Raw genomic sequence first — 20,833 nt, 5'->3', positions numbered from 1 at the left:
GGCGATCGACGCCGCCTCGACCGAGTTCTTCAAGAACGGGAAGTACGAACTGGCCGGCGAGGGCAAGTCGCTGGCGCCCGAGCAGATGGTGGCCTACTGGGCCGATCTGGTCGGCCGCTACCCGATCGTCTCGATCGAGGACGGCATGGCCGAGGACGACTGGGAGGGCTGGAAGGCGCTGACCGACGCCATCGGCAGCAAGGTGCAGCTGGTCGGCGACGACCTGTTCGTGACCAACCCGGTGCGTCTGGCCGACGGCATCAAGAAGGGCGTGGGCAACTCGATCCTGGTCAAGGTCAACCAGATCGGCACGCTGTCGGAGACGCTGGAAGCCGTCGACATGGCGCACAAGGCCGGCTACACGGCAGTGCTGTCGCACCGCTCGGGCGAAACCGAGGACAGCACCATCGCCGACCTGGCGGTCGCCACCAACTGCGGCCAGATCAAGACCGGCTCGCTGTCGCGCTCCGACCGGCTGGCCAAGTACAACCAGCTGATCCGCATCGAGGAGATGCTCGGCGTGGCGTCCCGCTTCGCCGGACGCGGCATCCTCAAGGCGTAACGGCTCCGCGAAAGGCGGCCTGCGGCAAAGTGTCCGGCGTTGCCGGATTTGCTGCGCCGCACCGCCTTTTCCGCTAATATATCAGTACACAAAAAGACGCTCGCAGAAGAAGACGGCAAGACGCGCTTCTCCTTTCAGCAAGGCGCGCGCCGGGAGGGATCGGCTGAAACGGGCAGCATCATGCCTTTTTCTCTTATCCGGAGTGTTCTGCAATGACTGCCAATGGTGAAACCAGCGGCGACTCCCACGCGGTCCCGATCGAGAACGTCACCTTCGACGAGATCGTGGTCGGGCAGTCCGCCAGCATCGCGCGGCAACTGACCGTGATGGACGTCGAGCTGTTCGCCACCGTCTCCGGCAACATCGATCCGGTTCATCTGGACGCGAAATTCGCCGCCGACAGCCGCTTTCAAAAGGTGATCGGCCACGGCATGTGGTCCGGCGCACTGATTTCCGGCGTGCTGGGGACCCGGCTGCCCGGCGCCGGCACCGTCTACGCCGGCCAGGACCTGCGCTTCCGCCGCCCGGTCGGGCTGGGCGACGTGATCACCGCCACAGTGACCGTCCGCGAGAAGCAGGCCGACAAGAACATCGTCGTCTTCGACTGCCTGTGCACCAACCAGGACGGCGAGGTCGTGGTGACCGGCACCGCGGAGGTCGTCGCGCCGACCCGCAAGGTCCGCCGCGCCGCGCACGCGCTGCCGCAGATCCAGATGATCCGCCACGACAAGCACGACGCGCTGCTGCGCAAGTGCGACGGGCTGGAGCCGGTCGCCACGGCGGTCGCCCATCCCTGCGACGAAAGCTCGCTGAAGGGCGCGGTGGAGGCGGCGGAAGCCGGCCTGATCGACCCCATCCTGATCGGCCCGGCGGCGAAGATCCGCGCGCTGGCCACCGCCCACGGTCTGGACATCGCCCGTTATCGTCTGGTCGACGTGGAGCACAGCCACGCCGCCGCCGCGGCGGCCGTCGCGCTGGCCCGCTCCGGCGAAGCCGAGGCGGTGATGAAGGGCAGCCTGCACACCGACGAGCTGATGGCCGAGGTCGTCCGCAAGGAGACCGGCCTGCGCACCAGCCGCCGCATCAGCCACGTCTTCGTGATGAACGTGCCGACCTACCCGCGGGCGCTGCTGATCACCGACGCGGCGATCAACATCTACCCGACGCTGGAGGACAAGGTCCACATCGTCCAGAACGCCATCGATCTCGCCAAGGTCCTGGGCGTCGAGACGCCGCGCGTCGCCATTCTGTCGGCGGTGGAAACGCTCAACCCGAAGATCGCCACCACGCTGGAAGCCGCCGCGCTGTGCAAGATGGCCGACCGCGGCCAGATCACCGGCGGCATCCTCGACGGCCCGCTGGCCTTCGACAACGCCATCAGCGCCGAGGCTGCGCGCATCAAGGGCATCAAATCCCCGGTGTCCGGACAGGCCGACATCCTGCTCGTCCCCGACCTGGAAGCCGGCAACATGCTGGCCAAGCAGCTCTCCTTCCTCGCCAACGCCGACGCCGCGGGCATCGTTCTGGGCGCGCGGGTTCCGGTCATCCTGACCAGCCGCGCCGACAACGTCCGCACCCGCCTCGCCTCCTGCGCCGTGGCGGCGCTGGTGGCCGCCGCGCGCCGTCCCGCCCTCGTGCTCAACGCCGCCGCCACCCCTCTGGCCGCGGAGTGAGGATCACACCATGTCGCACCGTGACGCCTGCCTCGTCATCAACGCGGGCTCCTCCAGCCTGAAATTCTCCGTCTTCTGCGGCGCCGGGAGGCACGATCTGGAGGCCGTCCTGACCGGCCAGATCTCCGGCATCGGCACCGCCCCCCGCTTCGAGGCCAAGGACGCGGCCCGCCACGTCCTGGCCGACGGCATCCTGGACGAGGTCGGCCCCGGCGACCGCGCCGGATTGCTCGGCTTCCTGCTGACCTGGATGCGGCACGAGCTGCGGGACGTGCGGCTGGTCGCCGCCGGCCACCGGGTCGTGCATGGCGGCACCCGCTTCGATGCGCCGGTCCGGCTGACCCCGGCGGTGCTGGCGGAGCTGGAGGCCCTGGTGCCGCTGGCCCCGCTGCACCAGCCGCACAACATCGCGGCGATGACCGCGCTGGCCGAGGTCTATCCGGAGCTGCCGCAGGTCGCCTGCTTCGACACCGCCTTCCACAGCACGCGGCCCTGGCAGGCCCAGATGTTCGCCCTGCCGCGCGAGCTGACCGACGAGGGCGTGCGCCGCTACGGCTTCCACGGCCTGTCCTACGAGTACATCGCCCAGCGCCTGCCGCAGATCGCGCCGGAGCTGGCCGAGGCCCGCGTCGTTGTCTGCCATCTCGGCAGCGGGTCCAGCCTGTGCGGCATGCGCGCGGGCCGCAGCGTCGACACCACCATGGGCTTCACCGCGCTGGACGGCCTGCCCATGGGCACGCGCCCCGGCGTCCTCGATCCCGGCGTGCTGATCTATCTGATGCGCGAGAAGGGCATGGGGCCGGACGAGCTGGAGCGGCTGCTCTACCACAAGTCCGGGCTGCTCGGCGTCTCCGGCGTCTCCAACGACATGCGCGCCCTGCTGGACAGCGAGAACCCGCAGGCGGCGGAGGCCGTGGAGCTGTTCTGCTTCCAGGTCGCCAAGCAGGCGGCGGGGCTGGCAGCCGCCCTGGGCGGGCTGGACGCGGTGGTCTTCACCGCCGGCGTCGGCGAGAACTCCGCCCCCGTGCGGGCGCGGGTGGCGGAGAAGCTGGGCTGGCTCGGCGTCCACATCGACGGGGCGGCGAACCGCGCCCGGGCGACGCGCATCTCCGCCGCCGACAGCCGCGTCCCGGTCTTCGTCATCCCCACCGACGAGGAGCGGATGATCGCCAGCCACACGCTGGGCATCCTGGCGCACAGCGCGGTGCTGTCGCCCCTGGCGGCCTGAGCGGACGCCTCAAAGCCCGTTCAGGAAGCTCCGGATCGCGTCGACGACGAGCGGTTCCCGTTCGCGGTGCGGCACATGGCCGGTGTCGGGGAGAAGCCTTGCGGCTCCCCGCCCGGCCGCGATGCGTTCGGGGTGGGTGCTGGAACCGTACTCGTCGCGGTCGCCGTGCAGGGCCAGCACCGGGCAGCGCACCGCCGCCAGGGCGCGGTCCAGGGTCCAATCGGCGAAAGCGGGCGACAGCCACGTCTCCGTCCAGGCGTCGAGGACCCAGCGGGCTTTGTCGCCGTGATACTTCGCCAGACGCGCGACGTTCGCGGGGTCCTGGAAGTCGCGCTTGGCGTCGCGGATGCCGGCGAGGGTCCTCTCTTCCACGAAGGCCTGCGCGGCGATGGTCACGAGGGCGCGGCAGCGCTCGGGAAAGCGCGCCGCCGTCTCGACGGCCATGCCGCCCCCGACGCTGTGCCCGCAGGCGACGAACTCCGTCACGCCGAGTTGGTCGCACAGCGGAGGGAGGCTGTCCCGCGCCTCAGTGGCGACGAAGTCCAGGGCGAGCTGTCCCGGATGGGCGTCCGAACGCCCGAAGCCGAGCCGGTCGTAGGCGATGACGCGGCGGCTCGTCTCGCTCGCCAGCCGCTGCGGGAAACCGCGCCACAAATCCACACTGCCGAGGGAGTCGTGGAAAAGGATGATCGGCACGGCGCCGGCGGTGTCCGGGGTCCAGCACTTCGCGAAGAGGGCGCCCTGCGCGGTGCGGATTGTCGAATCCGTTTCGGTCATAGAGGCTTCGTTCGGCGTCGGCATGGCGGGGTCGCTTTGGTCCGGGTGGCATCCGTTATGCCGTGAAGTGCCGAGCAACGCCCGTGGAAACGTATCGGCGTCGCGTTTGCCCCCTCCCTAACCCTCCCCCTCTTCGAGGTGGAGGGGACTGCCGCCGCCTCGCAGGAATCTCCCTCCCCTGCGAGAGCGGGGGAGGGTCGGGGTGGGGGCAAGGCCGCATCTGAACCACCAAACAAAAAAGCCGGACGCCTTTGCAGGCGCCCGGCTTCGTCACTCAAACAGAACCACCCCGCTTCAGCGGGCGAGCCAGCCGCCGTCCACCGGCAGAACCGTACCGTGGACGTAGTCCGACGCGTCGGAGGCCAGGAACACCGCCGGGCCGCCCATGTCGGAGGGAACGCTCCAGCGGCCCGCTGGAATGCGGCCGAGGATCTCCGCACTGCGCTGCTCGTCGGCGCGGATCGCCGCCGTGTTGTTGGTGGCGACGTAGCCCGGCGCGATGGCGTTCACGTTGATGCCCTTGCCCGCCCATTCGTTGGCGAGCAGGCGGGTGATGCCGGCCACGCCGCTCTTGGAGGCGGTGTAGGAGGGCACGCGGATGCCGCCCTGGAAGGACAGCATGGACGCGATGTTGATGATCTTGCCCTTGCGGCCCTGGCCGATGGCGTAGCGGCCGAAGGCCTGGCAGAGGAAGAAGACCGTCTTGATGTTGATGTTCATCACGAGGTCCCAGTCGGCCTCGGTGAAGTCCACGGCGTCGGCGCGGCGGATCAGCCCGGCGTTGTTCACCAGGATGTCCAGCCCGCCGAAGGTGCCGACGACCTCCTCCACCAGACCCTGCACCGGGGCGATGCTGGTCAGGTCGGCGGACATGCCATGGAACCGGCGGCCTGCGGCCTCCACCAGGGACCTGGTCTCGTCCAGCGGCACCACGTCGACGGCGGCGATGTCGGCGCCAGCCTGGGCCAGCGCCACGGCGATGCCCTGGCCGATGCCGGTGTGGGCGCCGGTCACCAGGGCGACCTTGCCGGTGAGATCGAAGGGATGTGCCTGAGCCATTGTCTTGGTCCTTATTCTTGGCTTGCGGGGATTAGCGCAGGTCTTCCATGGGGATGAAGTCCATGTCGGTGAAGTCCTGATTGTCGCCGGCCATGGCCCAGATGAAGGTGTAATTGCGGGTGCCGACGCCGGAGTGGATCGACCAGCTCGGCGAGATCACCGCTTGCTCATTGGCGACGACGACGTGGCGCGTCTCGGACGGCTCACCCATGAAATGGAAGACGCGGGCCGGCTCCGGCAGGTCGAAGTAGAAATAGACCTCGCAGCGGCGGTCGTGCGTGTGGCACGGCATCGTGTTCCACATGTTGTTCGGCTTCAGCACGGTCATGCCGAGCACGAGCTGCGCGGTGCGGCAGACGTCCGGGTGGATCATCTGGTAGATGGTGCGCTCGTTCGACTGGGCCGGGTCGCCCATATGCACGGCCTTGGCCTGCGCGATGGAGATCTTCATCGTCTCGAAGCGGGCGTGGGCCGGGGCGCTGTTCAGGTAGAACTTCGCCGGGTTGGCCGGGTCCAGGCTCTCGAAACGGACGTCCAGGCTGCCCATGGTGATGTAGAGGCAGTCGCGCGGGGCCAGCTCGAACACCGCGCCGTCCACCGTGATGCGGCCCGGGCCGCCGACGTTGACGGCACCCAGCTCGCGGCGGTCGAGGAAGTTGGCCGAGCCGATGGCCTTGGCCGATTCCAGCTTCAGCGGGCCGGACACCGGCATGGCGCCGCCGACCACGAAGCGGTCGATGTGGCTGTAGGTCAGGACGATGTCGTCCGCCTCGAAGATGGACGGGACGAGGAAATGGTCGCGCAGCTTGGTGGTGTCGTAGTTGCGGACGTCATCCTGGTGTGACGCGTGGCGGACGGTGATCTTCATGGCGGTATCCTCGTGTGTGTTTTTCGGGGCCGGTCAGGGCCAATTCAGGGGGCCAAATCAGGGACCAGTGAAGAAGAACGGGTTCGCCCCCTGGGCCTGGGGGATCGAGGTCAGCAGGCCGTCGAGGTGGACGGCCATGCGGTCGGCGGCCAGCGCCGGGTCGGCGTCGGCGATGGCGTCCACGATCGCCGCGTGTTCGGCCAGCACGCTGGTCAGGCGCCCCGGCTCCGGCAGGGTCAGGCGGCGGTAGCGGTCCACCTGCACCTTCACCTGCTGCGCCATGCTCCACAGGCCGGGATAACCGGCGATCTCGGCGATCAGGGCGTGGAACCGCTCGTCGGCCTCGTGGAAGGCGTTGAGGTCGCCGTCCTCCACCGTCTCCTGCTGGAGCAGCAGGTTGGCGCGTAGGCCGGCGATCTGGCTGCCGGTGGCGCGCTGCGCCGCGTAGCGGACGGCGGTGCCCTCCAGCGAGGTGCGGATGACGATGGCCTCCGGCAGGGCGTTGACCGGGATGCGGGCGACGAAGGTACCCACCTGCGGGAAGATCTCGATCAGCCCCTCGTCGGCCAGCCGTTGCAGCGCCTCGCGCACCGGGGTGCGGCTGACGCCGAAGGCTTCGGCGATCTGCTTCTCGACGATGGGCTCGCCCGGATTGCGGCGCATTTCCACGATGTCCGCGCGCAGCGACCGGTGGATCGCCGCCATGGTGGAGGCGCCCCGCGCCGGCCCGCGGGATGGCTTCACCGCGCTCCGCGAGGCGGCGGGGCGATCGTTGCTGGCGTCGGGCGTCGGGGTGGTCGGCATGTCCATGGCTGCACCTGTGTCGCCGGCTCGGCCGGTCCTAAGGGAGCATATTAGTATATCAGTGCCGCGGTGCAAGCCGGAAATCGCGGGGTCCGCAATCTCCGGCTTTCGCCCGGGGAGGAGCGGCGCTCAGTCGGTCGCCGTTACTCGGCGGGGGCGGGCTGGACCGGGAGGGCGTTCGTTTGAGCGGCCTTCTGCGCGGCGAGGTGGCGCGGGGAGAGGACCCCGAACCGGCGCGCCCACCAGGCGGTGAGGATCGGGGTGAGCAGCGAGGTGACAACGACGCTGGTGGCGACCAGGGCGGTGGCGGCCGGGGCGCTCGGCGCGAAGCTCGGCTCGATGGAGGCGATGATCGGCGGGACCGTCACGGCCGCACCGGCGGTGGAGGCGGCGCCGATGCCGGCGGTGCCGTTGCCCTTGGCCAGCAGGATGTCGGCGACGACCAGCGTGAAGCCGGTGATGGCGATGACCGAGAGGCCGAGGACGATGCCGAGCAGGCCGGTGTTCAGGATGACCGCGAAGTTCAGGTTGTTGCCGAGCGCGAAGGCGAAAAAGGGCACCATCACCGGCACGGCCTGACCGAAGAACTTGCGGAACTCCTGGTCCAGGTTGCCGAGCGCGAAGCCGATCAGGAAGGGCAGCAGGGCGCCGACCATGGTCTGCCAGGGGAAGGCGGCCAGACCGGCCAGACCCAGCGTCGCCATCGTCATGAAGGGGCCGGATTCCAGGCACATCAGGCAGAAGGCGCCGGATTCCTCCTTGGTGCCGTACTGCTGCATCAGCGCCATGTACATGCCGCCGTTGGTGTCGTTCATGGCGGCGATGATCGCCAGCACCGACAGGCCGGTGAAGAAGCCCGAACTGACGCCCTCGTGCGGGATGAACCACGAGGCGACGATGCCCATGGTGGCGGCGGTGAGGATCTTCACGGTGACGAGCACGCCGCTCTTGCGCAGGACCAGCGGGGTGGCCTTCAGGCTGATGCTGGCGCCGATGCAGAAGAACCAGACGGAGAGGATCGGCAGGGTGCCGGTGATCAGGCCGTTGGTGAAGGATCCGAAGAACTTGCCCGTGTTCGGCGCGAAGGTGTTCAGGCAGGCGCCGAGGAACAGGGGAAGGATCATCATGCCGCCGGGAATGCGGTCGATCCGGGATTTGATGTTCATAGTCGGTACTCCTGGGGCGGTCCGACTGGGCCGTCGATGAAAAGTCTGGGAAAAGTCTGGGAAAAGTCCGGGGTGGTGGTTGCCGATTGCGGCGCATGGAGGGGGAGCGTGCCGCGCATCCCCAGCGGGAGCGGCACCGGGCCGGTGGCCTTGAGGCCTGTCCGCGGATCACGCCGTCGATGAAGTGGATACTAGTATATCAGTGCGGCGAGGCAAGTCAGGAGAACTGCGTACCCCGTCGGATGACACTGTGTCGCACGTCCTGCGGTGGTGGTTCGGCGGTGCCGTTCCCGTGCGTCGGAACGGCCGCCCCCGTGCCGGAAAGCGCAAGCGTGGCAACGGCTTGCAAGGCCTCATGGACGCGGTGGTAAGCGGCCTCGATGCGTTGGGCGGCCTGTTCGCCATCGGCCAGCCGCGCCGTTTCCCGGAACAGGGCGAGGGCGGTGCGGCCGAAATCCTCGAAGCGGGTTTGCAGGCCGTGGTCGTCCAGGGCGAAGACCGGCGTGGTCAGGAAGGCCCGCCGGAGGGTGTCGGCGTCGCGCTCCAGGGCGGCGATGCACGCGGTTGGCGGGTCGGAGGTCCGGGGCATGCCACGGCTCCTTCAAAGAGTGTTTTCAAAAGGGCAAGTTTTGGAAACTGATATTTTAGTTTTTGAGGGGACAGGAGCCGCCTTGCCCCCACCCTAGCCCTCCCCCGCTAACGCAGGGGAGGGGATGGACGCCGCTTCGCGGAAGGCACCCTCTCCCGCGTAAGCGGGGGAGGGCCGGGGTGGGGGCAAGAGCGTAACTCCGCCCTTACTTCGCGTTGGCCATGGCGACGGCGGTGTCGCTCATGCGGTTGGAGAAGCCCCACTCGTTGTCGTACCAGGTCATGATGCGGACGAAGTTGCCGTCGATGACCTTGGTCTCGTTCAGCGCGAAGATCGAGCTGTGCGGGTCGTGGTTGAAGTCGGTGGAGACCAGATCCTCGGTGTAGGCGCCCAGGATGCCCTTGAGTGGGCCGTCGGCGGCCTCGCTGATGGCCTTGGTGATCTCCTCCACCGAGGTGGCGCGCTTGGCGGTGAACTTGAAGTCGACCACCGAGACGTTGGGCGTCGGCACGCGCATGGCGGTGCCGTCCAGCTTGCCCTTGAGCTCCGGCAGGACCTTGCCCACCGCCTTGGCCGCCCCGGTCGAGGTCGGGATCATGTTCAGCGCCGCGGCGCGGGCGCGGTGCAGGTCCTTGTGGTTCGTGTCGACGATGCGCTGATCCCCCGTGTAGGAGTGGATCGTCGTCATGAAGCCCTTCTCGATGCCGATCAGCTTGTTCAGCACGAAGGCCACCGGAGCCAGGCAGTTCGTCGTGCACGACGCGTTCGAGACGATGCGGTGATCGGCCTTGAGCTGGTCGTGGTTGACGCCGTAGACCACCGTGATGTCCTCGTCGGTGGCCGGGGCGGAGATCAGCACCTTCTCGGCACCCGCTTCCAGATGCTTGGCGGCGTCGGCGCGCTTGGTGAAGATGCCCGAGCATTCCATGGCGATCTGGATGCCCAGATCCTTCCACGGCAGCTTGGCCGGGTCACGCTCCTGCACGACCTTGATCGCGTGGCCGTTGACGATCAGGGCGCCGTCCTTGACCTCCACGGTGCCGGGGAAACGGCCGTGGACGCTGTCGTACTTCAGCAGGTGGGCGTTGGCCTTGAGGTCGGCCAGGTCGTTGATCGCCACGACCTCCACGTCGTTGCGGCCGCTCTCATAGATGGCCCGCAGAACCAGACGGCCGATACGGCCAAAACCGTTGATCGCTACCTTCACGGACATGCTGTTCTCCGCTGGTGTTCGCGGCCCCTGATATGGTCGGGGGCGGCGCCGGCCAGGGCCGGTTGGAAAGAGGGCGCCGGTCGGGCGGCCCGCCGTGAGAGGACGCGGGCGCTTCCGGTGTTCGTCAGGATGTATACTAATATATCAGATTGATGCGCAAGAGCGGATGGCGGGTCGGGCGATCCGTCGGACAAAATGTCGCGGTTGCTGCGTTGCAAGACAAACCGCGCCGGGCGCTGTTGGCCTGGATTGGACCCATCAACCGGTACCGCCAGAGGACGATGACTTTCGACGACCGTGCCCCACGGCTTTCCGCCGCCCGCTTCCGCGCCTTGCGCGGCCTTCTCGCCCTGTTTCTCCTGCTGACCGCCGCGCTGGGAGGCATCGCGACCCCGGCGTCGGCGCAGATCCCGACGCCCGCCCCGCCGGCCCAGGCCGAGGCGGCTGCCAATCCGGAGGAGATCGCCCGCCTGCGCCAGACGCTGGAGGACCCGGAGCGCCGCGCCGCCCTGCTCGGCCAGCTCCGCGCCCTGGAACAGGCTGAGGAAGCCGCTGCACCGGCGGAGCCGGAGGGGATCGGCACCCGCCTGCTCACCCTGCTGTCGAACCGGCTCGACGGGCTGGGGCAGGAGGCCGCGCTGGCCGGCGATGCCCTGCTGAACGCGCCGCAGGGGCTGCACTGGCTGGAACGGCAGGTGTCCGACCCGGCGCAGCGCGCCGCCTGGGGCTGGCTGGTCGCCGAGCTGGTGCTGGTGGTGGTGGTCGGGCAGGGCGCCCGGCTGATCGCCATCCGCACGCTGCGGCGTCCGCGCGCGATGCTGGCGGCCCGGCCCATCCATTCCGCCATCGCCAAGGTGCCGCTGCTGCTGGTGCGGTCGCTGTTCGATCTGGCCCCCATCGTCGCCTTCGCCGCGGCGGGCTTCGGCGTGCTGGCGCTGTTCGACCCGCCGCCGGTGGTGCGGGTCCTGGGTGTCACCTTCCTGAACGCCAGCATCTTCGTGCAGATCGTTCTGCTGGTCGTCCGGGCGCTGCTGGCCCCGGCCTCGCCCAACCTGCGGCTGATCCCGATGAGCGACGGATCGGCCCTGCGCCTGCTGCGCTGGTTCCGGACCATCGCCATCACCACGCTCTACGGCATGTTCCTGGCCGAGGCGGCGCGGCGGCTGGGACTTCCGGCGCAGAGCTACAGCGCGCTGGTGACCCTGGTCGGCCTGCTGGTCGCCGTTATGCTGGCGGTGCTGGTGCTGCAGAGCCGGGAGGCGGTGGCCGCGAGGCTGCGCGGCGGGATCGCGGCGGCGCAGCCGCTGTCCGAGGCGGTGTCGCCGCTTCCACCCGGACGGCGCGCCGCCGGAGCGGGCCGGATGCTGCGCGCCGCCGGCCGCCGGGTGGCCGACGTCTGGCACGCCATCGCCATCCTCTACATCATCGTCCTGTTCGGCATTTGGGCGCTGGAGATCAGCGGTGGGCTGCTGTTCGTGGTGCAGGCGACCGCGGTGACGCTGGTGGTCGCCGGGGCCGCGCGGCTGATCGGGCGGGGAATCACCCGCGCCGCCGCGGCGATCCTGGAGCGCATGGACCGTCGGCGGGGTCACTCGGCCTGGGCGGCGGGGCGGTTGCGCCGCTACATCGCTCCCATCGCGCGGCTGCTGCACGGGGCGGTGGCCGTTCTGGGCGGGCTGGTGGTGCTGAACGCCTGGGGGTTGGATGTCTGGGGCTGGCTGCAGACGGCCATCGGCCTGCGCATCGTGGCGTCGGGCCTGTCGCTCCTTCTGGTCGGCGCCATCGCGCTCGGCGTGTGGGAGGTGACCAACGGGCTGATCGAGCGCCATCTGGCGACGACGGACCGCAACGGGCGGGCCATCCAGCGCAGCGCGCGGGTGCGCACCCTGCTGCCGCTGCTGCGCAGCGCCCTGCTGGTGGTTCTGCTGACCTTGGTCACTCTGATCACCCTGTCGGAGCTGGGACTGAACATCGGGCCGCTGCTGGCCGGTGCCGGCGTGGTCGGCCTGGCCGTCGGCTTCGGCGCGCAGACGCTGGTCAAGGACGTCATCACCGGCCTGTTCATCCTGTTCGAGGACACCATCTCGGTCGGCGACGTCGTCAATGTCGGCGGCAAGGGCGGTCTGGTGGAGGGGATGAACATCCGCACGATCCGCCTGCGCGACTTCGACGGGACGGTGCACACCATTCCCTTCAGCGCGGTCACCAGCGTGTCGAATATGACGAAGGACTTCAGCTACTACGTGTTCGACGTGGCCATCCCCTATCACGAGAACGCCGACCGCGTGGTCTCCGTGCTGCACGGCATCGGCGACGAACTGCGCAAGGACCCGCGCTTCGCGCCGCTGATCCTGGAGCCGCTGGAGGTGCTGGGCGTCGATTCCTTCCAGGAGTCCGCGGCGGTCATCAAGGCGCGGATCAAGACGCTGCCCATCCAGCAATGGAACGTCGGGCGGGAGTTCAACGGCCGCATGAAGGCGCGCTTCATCGAGCTGGGAATCGACTTCCCGCTGCCGCAGCGCACCCTGCACATCGCCCGCGGCGCGGCGGAGATGCTGGCCGGGGTGGGGGGCGAGGCGAGCGCCGCCAACGCCGGCCGGATGCGCCACGCCGGGGCGGCGGAGTAGGGTGGCTGCACCAACCCCCTCGGTCTTGCAAAAAAGTGACGGGGCCATGTCGATTTCGCTTGAGCCCCGTCATCGTCACGGCTATATCAGCGCTCCCGCGTCACCCCAAGGGACGCAGGACAAAGAGCAGACGATGCGCTTGTGGCGGAATTGGTAGACGCGCTAGGTTCAGGTCCTAGTGGCTGAAAGGCCGTGGGGGTTCGAGTCCCTCCAAGCGCACCAACACTTCTTGTGTTGGTCTGATATTATAGTGGGGCCATAGCTCAGCTGGGAGAGCGCTACAATGGCATTGTAGAGGTCAGGAGTTCGATCCTCCTTGGCTCCACCATCATGAAGCCAGCAACCTTGACGGGTTGCTGGCTTTTCCCTTTTTACGGCCCTTACCGTCATCGGGTCCGACGGCGGCGCCATCGCCAATGGGACCGAGCGGCCCGTTCATGCCGCGGTGACGACCAGCAGAGCGACGAGCAGAGCGACGGTCAGCGCCACCGCGTCCTCGATCAGCGCCGCCGGCCAATCGCGGCCGAAGGCGGCGGCCATGCGCCGGCGCGCCGCATATCCGAGGAGCGTTCCGGCGACCGCGCCCACCCCGCCAGCGATCAGACCGGGGACCCATGCGCCCACGTTGGCGCCAATGGCCGCGCCCGCGACGGCACCGCCCACAATGCGGCTGGCGAAGGGGAAGGGGCGTTTGCGGCTGGGGGTGTTCGGCAATTTGTCGGTGACGAGTTCCGCCACCGCCATGGCGGTGAAGACCCAGGGCGAGATGGGGTGACCGAGGAAGAACAGCCAGCTTCCCGACAGGTCGAGCCAGCCGCCATAGGCGGCCCAGGAGACCGCCGCCGGCGCGAGCAGGGTGCGTGAACCGGCGACGGCGCCGATCAGGACGGCGAGAATCAGGGCAGTCGTCACATTGGTCTCCGCGTCAGTCGGTCCGTCGGTCGCGCAGGGCCTGGATCAGGTGCCGGAACGCTCCGGCGCGGGTGCCGGGACCGCCATGGAGCAGACGGAGCGCCGCCAGGATCAGCGCCGCGTCGCCGTCGCGCGGCGGGTCGGTGTGGGGAAGCCGCCGGCCGCGCCGCACCGCGACGGTCTTGATCCGCGTCATCTCCAGCAGCCCTTCGGCCCCGCGCGTGACACCCCAGCCGCTGGCGCGCCGTCCGCCGAAGGGCAGGCGGGGATCGGCGGTCGGCACGATCAGGTCGTTGACCGTCACCGTTCCGGCGTCCAGCCGCCCGGCCAGCGCGCGCGCCGCGTCCTCCGGTCCGAAGATTGAGGCGCCGAGGGCGTAGGGGCTCGCGGCGGCGGCCTCCAGCGCTTCCTCCATGCCGCGGACGGGCACCAGCGACAGGATGGGGGCGAACAGCTCCTCGCGCAGCAACGCCATACCCGGCCGTGCATCGGCCACGATCAGCGGCGTCATCGCCGGGTCGGCATCGTCGGGCAGGGGGCCGAGCGGGCGGGCGCCCTCCGCCATCGCCGCGCGGACCAGCCCGACGAGGCGCCGCCGCACCGGCAGGGGCACCGCCGCCTGCGGGACCGCCGCCACGCTGCGCGTCAAGGACTCCTCCAACTCGGCCGCCAGGGCGCGCGGCACGAAGACCCGGCGCGGCGCGATGCAGGTGGCGGAGCCGTTGAGGCGCAGGCCAAAAGCGAGAGCGCGGGCGACCGTGCCGAGGTCGGCGCCGGGCAGGATGAACACCGCGTCGTTGCCCGACAGTTCCATGGTGGAGGGCACCAGCGCTTCGGCGAGCTGGCGGGCCACCGCCCGGCCGGTGCCGGCCGATCCGGTCAGCACCAGCTTGTCGATGCCGGCATTGATCGCGTCGGACACCGCGTCGGGGGACTCGTCCAGAAGCTGGAACAGGCCGTCCGGTAGACCGGCCTCGGCCAGCCAGTCGGCCAGCCGTTCCATCGGCGCCGAGCAGCCGGGCGCCGGCTTGACCAGCACCGCGTTCCCGGCGGTCAGCGCCTGCAGCGCCTGCACCCCCGGCAGCAGCAGCGGGTAATTGGACGGGCCGACGATCAGGACGGTGCCGAACGGCTCCCGCCGCACCTCCGCCGTGACTCCGAACAGCCAGACCGGACGGCCGCGCGCCCCCAGGCGCCGCGGCGCCAGCAGCGCGGCCGCCTCGCGCTCCAGGAAGCGGCAGGCCTCGGCCAGCGGCAGGATCTCCGCGCTCAGGCTCTCGGCCGCGCTGCGTCCGGGGCGCGTCGCCAGCGCCTGGACAAGAGTCTCTGCATCCGCCGCGATGCGACGGCGGATCTTGCGGATGATGGATAGTCTTCCGGCTGTATTGCCGCCGGCCCACCCCGCTCGTGCAGACAAAAATGGATCGCTGCTCCCGTTTGTCCAAGGGGTTACACCTGGAGAGGTGGGATTGTGGCTGTGATCCATTCCTGGTCCATGTTCGTAACTGCCTTCACACAAGTCGGCAGCTTGGGAGCGTTTGGCAAGCGGATGGAACGGCAAGTCGTGATCATTGGCGCTGGGCCGGGTGGATTGGCATCCGCGATGCTCCTGGCGCTCACCGGGGCGAAGGTCACCCTGCTGGAGCGGCAGGACCGCGTCGGCGGCCGGTCGGCCGGCTTCGCGCTCGACGGGTACCGCTTCGACAGCGGCCCGACTTTCTTCCTCTACCCCCGCATCCTGGAGGAGATCTTCGAGGCCTGCGGGCGCCGCCTGTCGGACGAGGTCGACCTGATCCGCCTCGACCCGCTCTACCGGCTGGTCTTCGAGGCCGGCGGAGAACTGCGGGTCCACGCCGAGATGAAAGCGCTGATGGCCGAGATCGCGCGGCTCAACCCGCGCGATGCCCATGGGCTGCCGCGGTTCCTGGCCGACAACCGAGCGAAGATGGAGCTGTTCCGCCCGATCCTGGAGACCGACTTCTCCAGCCCCTGGGCGCTGGCGTCGCTGCCGATGTTGAAGGCGCTGGGACGGCTTTCGCCGCAGCGTTCGGTCGATCGCGACCTGTCCCGTTACTTCCAGGACCCGCGCGTCCGCCTCGCCTTCTCCTTCCAGAGCAAGTATCTGGGCATGTCGCCCTTCCGCTGCCCCAGCCTGTTCACCATCCTGTCCTTCCTGGAGCATGAGCACGGCGTCTTTCACCCGCGCGGCGGCACCGAAGCGGTGATGGAGGCGATGCGGCGGGTGGCCGAGAGTCTCGGCGTCACCGTCCGGCTGAACGAGACGGTGCGGCACATCCGCTTCCAGGGCCGCCGCGCCGTGGGGGTGCGGACGGAGGCCGGTGAGTATCCGGCCGACGCGCTGGTCATCAACGCCGACTTCGCCCGGGCGATGACGACCCTGGTGCCCGACGATCTGCGCCGCCGCTGGAGCGACGCCCGCATCGCCACCAAGAAATTCTCCTGCTCCACCTTCATGCTCTATCTCGGGATCGAGGGGCGGATGGAGGGGCTGGACCACCACACCGTCTATTTGGCGGAGGATTACGCCCGCAACCTCGCCGAGATCGAGGACGGCCGCGAGATGCCGCGCCGCCCGTCGATCTATGTGCAGAACGCCTGCGTCAGCGATCCGGACCTCGCCCCGCCCGGCGGCAGCACCCTCTACATCCTGGTGCCGGTCGGCCACCAGCGCGGCCACATCGACTGGGCGGCCGAGGCGCCGCGCTACCGCCGCCTCGTGCTCGACCGGCTGGCCGGGTTCGGGCTGAGCGATCTGGAGCGCCGCATCCGGGTCGAGCGGGTGGTGACGCCGGCCGACTGGGACCGCCAGTTCGCGGTGCACCGCGGCGCCACCTTCAATCTGGCGCACAGCCTCGACCAGATGCTCCACCTGCGTCCGCACAACCGGTTCGAGGATCTGGACGGCGTCTATCTGGTCGGCGGCGGCACCCACCCCGGCAGCGGCCTGCCGGTGATTTTCGAAGGCGCGCGCATCACGTCGCGGCTGCTGGCCTCGGAACTGGGCCTGCCGACGCCCTGGCGCAGCGAAACCATGGGATTGTCCGGCCTGCCCAAGCGGGCCGTAGCGGGGGGATTGGCATGACGGATCGGATCGCGGTGATCGGCGGCGGCCTGGGCGGGCTGGCGTCGGCGGTGGTTCTGGCGGCGCGCGGCCACAAGGTGGTGCTTCTGGAGAAGAACGGCTGGGTCGGCGGCAAGGCGGCGGTGCTGGAGGAGGGCGGCTTCCGCTTCGACATGGGGCCGACGATCCTGACGGTGCCGCGCGTCCTGCACCGCATCCTGGCGGAGGCCGGCTGCGACCTCGACCATGAGCTGGAGCTGGTCCGGCTGGAGCCGCAATGGCGCTGCTTCTTCGACGATGGCACCGTGCTGGACCTGTCCGAGAACATCGGCGCGATGGCCGCGGACCTCGATCGGCTGACCCCCGGCCGCGGCGCCGGGGAGGGCTACCGCCGCTTCCAGGCCTTGTCGGAGCGGCTGCACGGCATCTCCGAACGCTTCTTCTTCTGGAAGTCGGTGGAGGATCTCGGCGACACGCTGAAGCTCCGCGACAGCATGAACGCCAGCACCCTGTCCGACGTGCTGGCGCTGCGCATGGGCAGCACGGTGGCCGGGACCATCCGCAGCCACGTCCCCGACGCCCGCGCCGCCCAGATGCTCGACCATTTCACCCAGTATGTCGGGTCCTCCCCCTACGGCTCCCCGGCGGTGCTCTGCGCCATCGCGCACATGCAGACCAACGACGGCGTCTGGTACCCGATGGGCGGCACCCGCGCCGTTCCGCTGGCGCTGGAGCGGGTGGCGCGGCGCCTCGGCGTCGAGATCCGCACCGGCACCGGCGTGCGCCGGCTGGAGTTGACCGACAAGCGCGTCACCGCCGTCGAGACCGAGGGCGGGGAGCGCATCCCGGTGTCGGTGGTGGTCTCCAACATGGACTCCGTCCGCACCTACGAGGAGCTGGTGGGCGGCGTCCCGGCCAAGCGCTTCCGCAAGCGCCGCCGCTACGAGCCGGCCTGTTCGGGCGTGGTCTTCTATCTCGGGCTCGACCGCGGCTACGACCACCTGCTGCACCACGACTTCGTCTTCTCCCGCGACCCGGCGGAGGAGTTCGACTGGATCTACCGCCGCGGCGAGCCGGCGCCTGACCCGACCTGCTACATCGCCGCCCCCGCCCGCACCGAGCCCGGCGTCGCGCCTCCGGGGGGCGAGGCGCTCTATGTGCTGGTCCACACCCCCTATCTGCGGCCGCACCACGACTGGTCGCGGATGCTGCCGGACTACCGCCGCGTGGTCTTCGACAAGCTGAAGCGCACCGCCGGCATGGCCGACCTGGAGGACCGCATCCGCGTCGAGCGCGTCCTGACCCCGCAGGACATCCACGACCGCTACCGCGTGCTGAACGGCGCCATCTACGGGCTGGCCAGCCACGGTCGCTTCATGGGCGCCTTCAAGCCGGGCAACCGCTCGCGCGACGTCGCGGGGCTGTATCTGGCCGGCGGGGCCGCCCATCCGGGGCCGGGCATGCCGATGGTGCTGATGTCGGGCTGGATCGCCGCCGACAGCCTGGACCAGGACCTCCGGAGCGGGGCGCGCGACAACGACCTGCGCGCCGTCGCCTGAGCGACGGGCCGGGCATGGGGCCAGGGATGGAGGATGACGGGCTGAAGGACGATCCGGTCGCGTTGCGCTCACCGGCGCTCTGCCGCTTCTTCGGCGCCGTCATGGCGCGGCGGATGCGGCGCGGCTTCCACGCGCTGCGGCTGGCCCGGCCGGGCTGGCCGGTGCTGCCGCCGGACCGGCCGGTGGTCGTCTGCCTGAACCACCCGTCCTGGTGGGACCCCGCCTTGCTGATCGTGATGGGGACGACCCGCTACCGCGACCGGCCGGGCTACGGCCCCATCGACGCGGCGATGCTGCGTCGCTACCGCTTTATGGCGCGTATCGGCCTGTTCGGGGTCGAGCCGGGCCGGGCCGGGGCCGCCGCCTTCCTGCGCTACGGCCAGCGCATCCTGGCCGACCCGCGGTCCATGCTGTGGATCACCGCGGAGGGGGCCTTCACCGACCCGCGCCGCCGCCCGGTCAGCCTGCGGCCGGGCATCGCCCATCTGGTCCGCCGCGCGCCCGGGGCGCTGGTGGTGCCGCTCGCCGTGGAATACCCGTTCTGGGACGAGAGCACGCCGGAGGCGCTGGCCCGCTTCGGCGAGCCCATCGATGCGTCCGCCTTTGCCGGCCGGCCGGTGCCGGACATCGCCGCCGCGCTGGAACGCCGGCTCGAGGCAACGATGGACGCGCTGGCGCTCGACGCGCAGAGCCGCGACCCGGCGCGCTTCCTGACGCTGATCGACGGCACAGCGGGGGTGGGCGGCGTCTATGACCTGTGGCGCCGGGCGCGGGCCTGGGCCGGCGGGCAACGCTTCAACCCCGCGCATGGTGACGCATCCGATAAGGAAGGAATTCCCCGCCGATGAGCGTCCTCACGCTGCTGGCCGCTCTGTCGCTGGCGCTCGCCCTGTTGCCGCTGGGGCTGGGCCTCGTGAACCTGTGCCTCTACCGCCGCCCGCGGGCCGAGCCGCCGCCCGGCGCCGCCGTCAGCATCCTGATCCCCGCCCGCAACGAGGAGGCCACCATCGCCGCCGCGGTGCGGGCGGCGATGGACAGCCGCGGCGTGAGGGTGGAGGTGGTGGTGCTGGACGACCATTCCACCGACCGCACGGCGGAGATCGTTCGAGCTATTGCCGCCCGCGACCCGCGCCTGCGTTTGGAGACGGCGCCGCCGCTGCCGCCGGGCTGGTCGGGCAAGCAGCACGCCTGCCAGACGCTCGCCGGGCTGGCGCGGCACCCGGTGCTGCTGTTCCAGGACGCCGACGTACGGCTGGCCCCGGACGCCGCCCGGCTGGCCTGCGGCGCGCTGCTGGCGGGCAAGGCGGGACTGGTCAGCGGCTTCCCGCGCCAGGAGACCGGCACCCTGGCCGAGGCGCTGGTGATCCCGCTGATCCACGTGCTTCTGCTCGGCTATCTGCCGATGGTCGGGATGCGCTGGTCGGGCAGCCCGGGATTCGCCGCCGCCTGCGGCCAGCTGATCGCGGTGCGGCGGGACGCCTACGAGACGGCCGGCGGCCACGCCGCCATCGCGACGTCGCTGCACGACGGGGTGACGCTGCCGCGCGCCTTCCGCCGGGCAGGGCAGGGGAGCGACCTGTTCGACGCGACCGGCCTCGCCCGCTGCCGGATGTATCGTGGCTGGCGGGAGGTGTGGTCCGGCTTCGCGAAGAACGCGACGGAGGGCATGGCGACCCCCGTCGCTTTGCCGGTCTGGACCCTGCTGCTGTTCGGCGGCCACGTCCTGCCCTGGCTGCTGCTGGGCTGGGCGGCTCTGGCCCCGCTGCCGGAGAGGGCGGTCACCCTGGCGGTACTGGCCGCAGCGGCGGGGCTGTCGTTCCGCGTGCTGTTGGCCGTCCGTTTCCGTCAGAGTCTGGCCGGCGCGCTGCTCCATCCGGTGGGCATCCTGATCCTGCTGGCGATCCAATGGTCGGCGCTGCTGCGCGCCCGCCGGGGCCGTCCGGCGGAATGGCGGGGTCGCGCCTATCCGTCCACCTCCAAAACGGGTGCACCATGATTCCTTGGCAATTCCAGAACGCCCGTCGCGTCACAGCGGGCGGATGGCTGGCGGCGCTGGCGTTCGGTCTTGCGACGGCCCAGGCCGCCGCCGCCGACTTGGCCATCACCGTCGCCAACGTCGCGAACGCCCAGGGAAAGGTGCTGGTCGCGGTGTGCACGCCGGAGACGTTTCTAGGGCCCAACTGTCCCTACACCGCAGCGGAACCGGCGCGGCCGGGCAGCGTCACCGTGGTGGTGCACAAGGTGCCGCCCGGCACCTACGCGGTGCAGGCCTTTCATGACGAGAATCAGAATCTCGAACTCGACCGCAACTTCCTCGGCCTGCCGAAGGAAGGAATAGGCTTCAGCAATGATGCCCCCATGCACTTCGGTCCGCCGCGCTACACCGACGCCACCCTGGCGGTCGCCGAGCCCATAACGCGGACGATGCTGACGTTGCGCTACCTGATCGAGCGTTGACGCTGGCGTTTCAGAAAAAATGCCGGTCGATGAAGAAAGCTCTTGCCGGGCTCGGCCGAGCCGCCTATAACCCGGCTCCCACGACGCCGGGGCCGCTGAGAAGCGCGACGGCGGCAAGGGAACGGCAGAAATGCCGAAGACGAGACGAAGTAACGTCAGGCCAGCGTGAAAACAAAGGCTTGACAGAGCAAGTCGGATCTTCTAGATACAGCGCCCCGACGCGCCGCACCGGACTCCGGTGGCGCAGCGCGGGACGG

18 protein-coding genes and 2 tRNA genes are annotated in these 20,833 nt (G+C 69.9%); 11 read left to right on the top strand and 9 right to left on the bottom strand.

The window, feature by feature from the left end; translation table 11 throughout:
- The 3 genes from DS837_RS31225 to DS837_RS31215 form a co-directional block, all read left to right on the top strand.
- Positions 1-562, top strand: a 562-nt coding sequence (locus DS837_RS31225) for a phosphopyruvate hydratase family protein (protein WP_486599242.1), incomplete at its 5' end; no start/stop codon positions are given.
- Between the two features lie 212 nt (positions 563-774).
- Positions 775-2,235, top strand: coding sequence for a bifunctional enoyl-CoA hydratase/phosphate acetyltransferase (locus DS837_RS31220; protein WP_149168306.1), 1,461 nt, complete (start codon positions 775-777; stop codon positions 2,233-2,235).
- A 10-nt stretch (positions 2,236-2,245) separates the two neighbouring features.
- Positions 2,246-3,463, top strand: coding sequence for an acetate/propionate family kinase (locus tag DS837_RS31215; protein WP_149168305.1), 1,218 nt, complete (start codon positions 2,246-2,248; stop codon positions 3,461-3,463).
- A 9-nt stretch (positions 3,464-3,472) separates the two neighbouring features.
- Here DS837_RS31215 and DS837_RS31210 read toward each other — a convergent pair whose 3' ends face one another.
- The 7 genes from DS837_RS31210 to gap form a co-directional block, all read right to left on the bottom strand.
- On the bottom strand, positions 3,473-4,240 hold the full coding sequence (locus tag DS837_RS31210; protein WP_170296057.1) for an alpha/beta fold hydrolase: 768 nt from the start codon (positions 4,238-4,240) through the stop codon (positions 3,473-3,475).
- Positions 4,241-4,534: 294 nt separating this feature from the next.
- Positions 4,535-5,299 carry a 2-dehydro-3-deoxy-D-gluconate 5-dehydrogenase KduD gene (kduD, locus tag DS837_RS31205; protein WP_149168303.1) on the bottom strand — a complete coding sequence of 255 codons (765 nt, stop codon included), beginning with the start codon at positions 5,297-5,299 and terminating at the stop codon, positions 4,535-4,537.
- Positions 5,300-5,330: 31 nt separating this feature from the next.
- The gene (kduI, locus tag DS837_RS31200) at positions 5,331-6,167 is read right to left on the bottom strand and encodes a 5-dehydro-4-deoxy-D-glucuronate isomerase (RefSeq protein ID WP_079285396.1); all 837 of its coding nucleotides are present in this window, start codon (positions 6,165-6,167) and stop codon (positions 5,331-5,333) included.
- A gap of 57 nt (positions 6,168-6,224) precedes the next feature.
- Complete coding sequence (locus DS837_RS31195) at positions 6,225-6,977, bottom strand: GntR family transcriptional regulator (RefSeq protein ID WP_149168302.1); 753 nt, start codon at positions 6,975-6,977, stop codon at positions 6,225-6,227.
- A gap of 137 nt (positions 6,978-7,114) precedes the next feature.
- Positions 7,115-8,137 (bottom strand): 2-keto-3-deoxygluconate transporter, encoded by a 1,023-nt coding sequence (gene kdgT / locus DS837_RS31190; RefSeq protein WP_149168301.1) that lies wholly within the window; start codon positions 8,135-8,137, stop codon positions 7,115-7,117.
- Between the two features lie 217 nt (positions 8,138-8,354).
- Positions 8,355-8,726 carry a hypothetical protein gene (locus tag DS837_RS31185; protein WP_149168300.1) on the bottom strand — a complete coding sequence of 124 codons (372 nt, stop codon included), beginning with the start codon at positions 8,724-8,726 and terminating at the stop codon, positions 8,355-8,357.
- 205 nt (positions 8,727-8,931) lie between these two features.
- Positions 8,932-9,939 (bottom strand): type I glyceraldehyde-3-phosphate dehydrogenase, encoded by a 1,008-nt coding sequence (gap, locus tag DS837_RS31180; RefSeq protein ID WP_149168299.1) that lies wholly within the window; start codon positions 9,937-9,939, stop codon positions 8,932-8,934.
- 281 nt (positions 9,940-10,220) lie between these two features.
- Here gap and DS837_RS31175 point away from each other — a divergent pair, with 281 nt between their 5' ends.
- The 3 genes from DS837_RS31175 to DS837_RS31165 all read left to right on the top strand — a co-directional run bounded on the left by DS837_RS31175 (position 10,221) and on the right by DS837_RS31165 (position 12,894).
- A complete protein-coding gene (locus DS837_RS31175; RefSeq protein WP_149168298.1) occupies positions 10,221-12,566 on the top strand; it encodes a mechanosensitive ion channel domain-containing protein in 2,346 nt (781 codons plus the stop codon).
- A 135-nt stretch (positions 12,567-12,701) separates the two neighbouring features.
- Positions 12,702-12,788, top strand: a tRNA-Leu gene (locus DS837_RS31170).
- Between the two features lie 30 nt (positions 12,789-12,818).
- Positions 12,819-12,894: transfer RNA gene (locus DS837_RS31165), tRNA-Ala, on the top strand.
- A 107-nt stretch (positions 12,895-13,001) separates the two neighbouring features.
- On the opposite strand, the gene DS837_RS31160 is transcribed toward DS837_RS31165, so the two are convergent.
- Both DS837_RS31160 and DS837_RS31155 read right to left on the bottom strand, forming a co-directional pair.
- Complete coding sequence (locus DS837_RS31160) at positions 13,002-13,478, bottom strand: DUF4126 family protein (RefSeq protein WP_149168297.1); 477 nt, start codon at positions 13,476-13,478, stop codon at positions 13,002-13,004.
- A 13-nt stretch (positions 13,479-13,491) separates the two neighbouring features.
- On the bottom strand, positions 13,492-14,895 hold the full coding sequence (locus DS837_RS31155) for an aldehyde dehydrogenase family protein (RefSeq protein WP_247890230.1): 1,404 nt from the start codon (positions 14,893-14,895) through the stop codon (positions 13,492-13,494).
- 78 nt (positions 14,896-14,973) lie between these two features.
- On the opposite strand from DS837_RS31155, the gene crtI reads away from it, so the two are divergent.
- The 5 genes from crtI to DS837_RS31130 are packed head-to-tail and all read left to right on the top strand — an operon-like array spanning position 14,974 to position 20,576.
- Positions 14,974-16,581, top strand: a complete 1,608-nt coding sequence (crtI, locus tag DS837_RS31150; protein ID WP_425599283.1) for a phytoene desaturase family protein — start codon at positions 14,974-14,976, stop codon at positions 16,579-16,581.
- Positions 16,578-18,119 carry a phytoene desaturase family protein gene (locus DS837_RS31145; protein WP_149168294.1) on the top strand — a complete coding sequence of 514 codons (1,542 nt, stop codon included), beginning with the start codon at positions 16,578-16,580 and terminating at the stop codon, positions 18,117-18,119. The genes crtI and DS837_RS31145 overlap by 4 nt, the downstream gene beginning before the upstream one ends.
- Positions 18,120-18,133: 14 nt before the next feature.
- Entirely contained in the window at positions 18,134-18,967 is an 834-nt protein-coding gene (locus tag DS837_RS31140; RefSeq protein ID WP_247890228.1) for a lysophospholipid acyltransferase family protein, read from the top strand.
- Positions 18,964-20,115, top strand: coding sequence for a glycosyltransferase family 2 protein (locus DS837_RS31135; RefSeq protein ID WP_149168293.1), 1,152 nt, complete (start codon positions 18,964-18,966; stop codon positions 20,113-20,115). The genes DS837_RS31140 and DS837_RS31135 overlap by 4 nt, the downstream gene beginning before the upstream one ends.
- A complete protein-coding gene (locus DS837_RS31130; RefSeq protein ID WP_149168292.1) occupies positions 20,112-20,576 on the top strand; it encodes a DUF2141 domain-containing protein in 465 nt (154 codons plus the stop codon). Before DS837_RS31135 ends, DS837_RS31130 begins: the two co-directional genes overlap by 4 nt.
- The last annotated feature ends 257 nt before the right edge of the window (positions 20,577-20,833 follow it).

The organism is Azospirillum brasilense, assembly GCF_008365405.1.
Taxonomy (GTDB): Bacteria; Pseudomonadota; Alphaproteobacteria; order Azospirillales; family Azospirillaceae; genus Azospirillum; species Azospirillum brasilense_D.
This window is presented reverse-complemented; position numbering and strand designations above follow the sequence as displayed.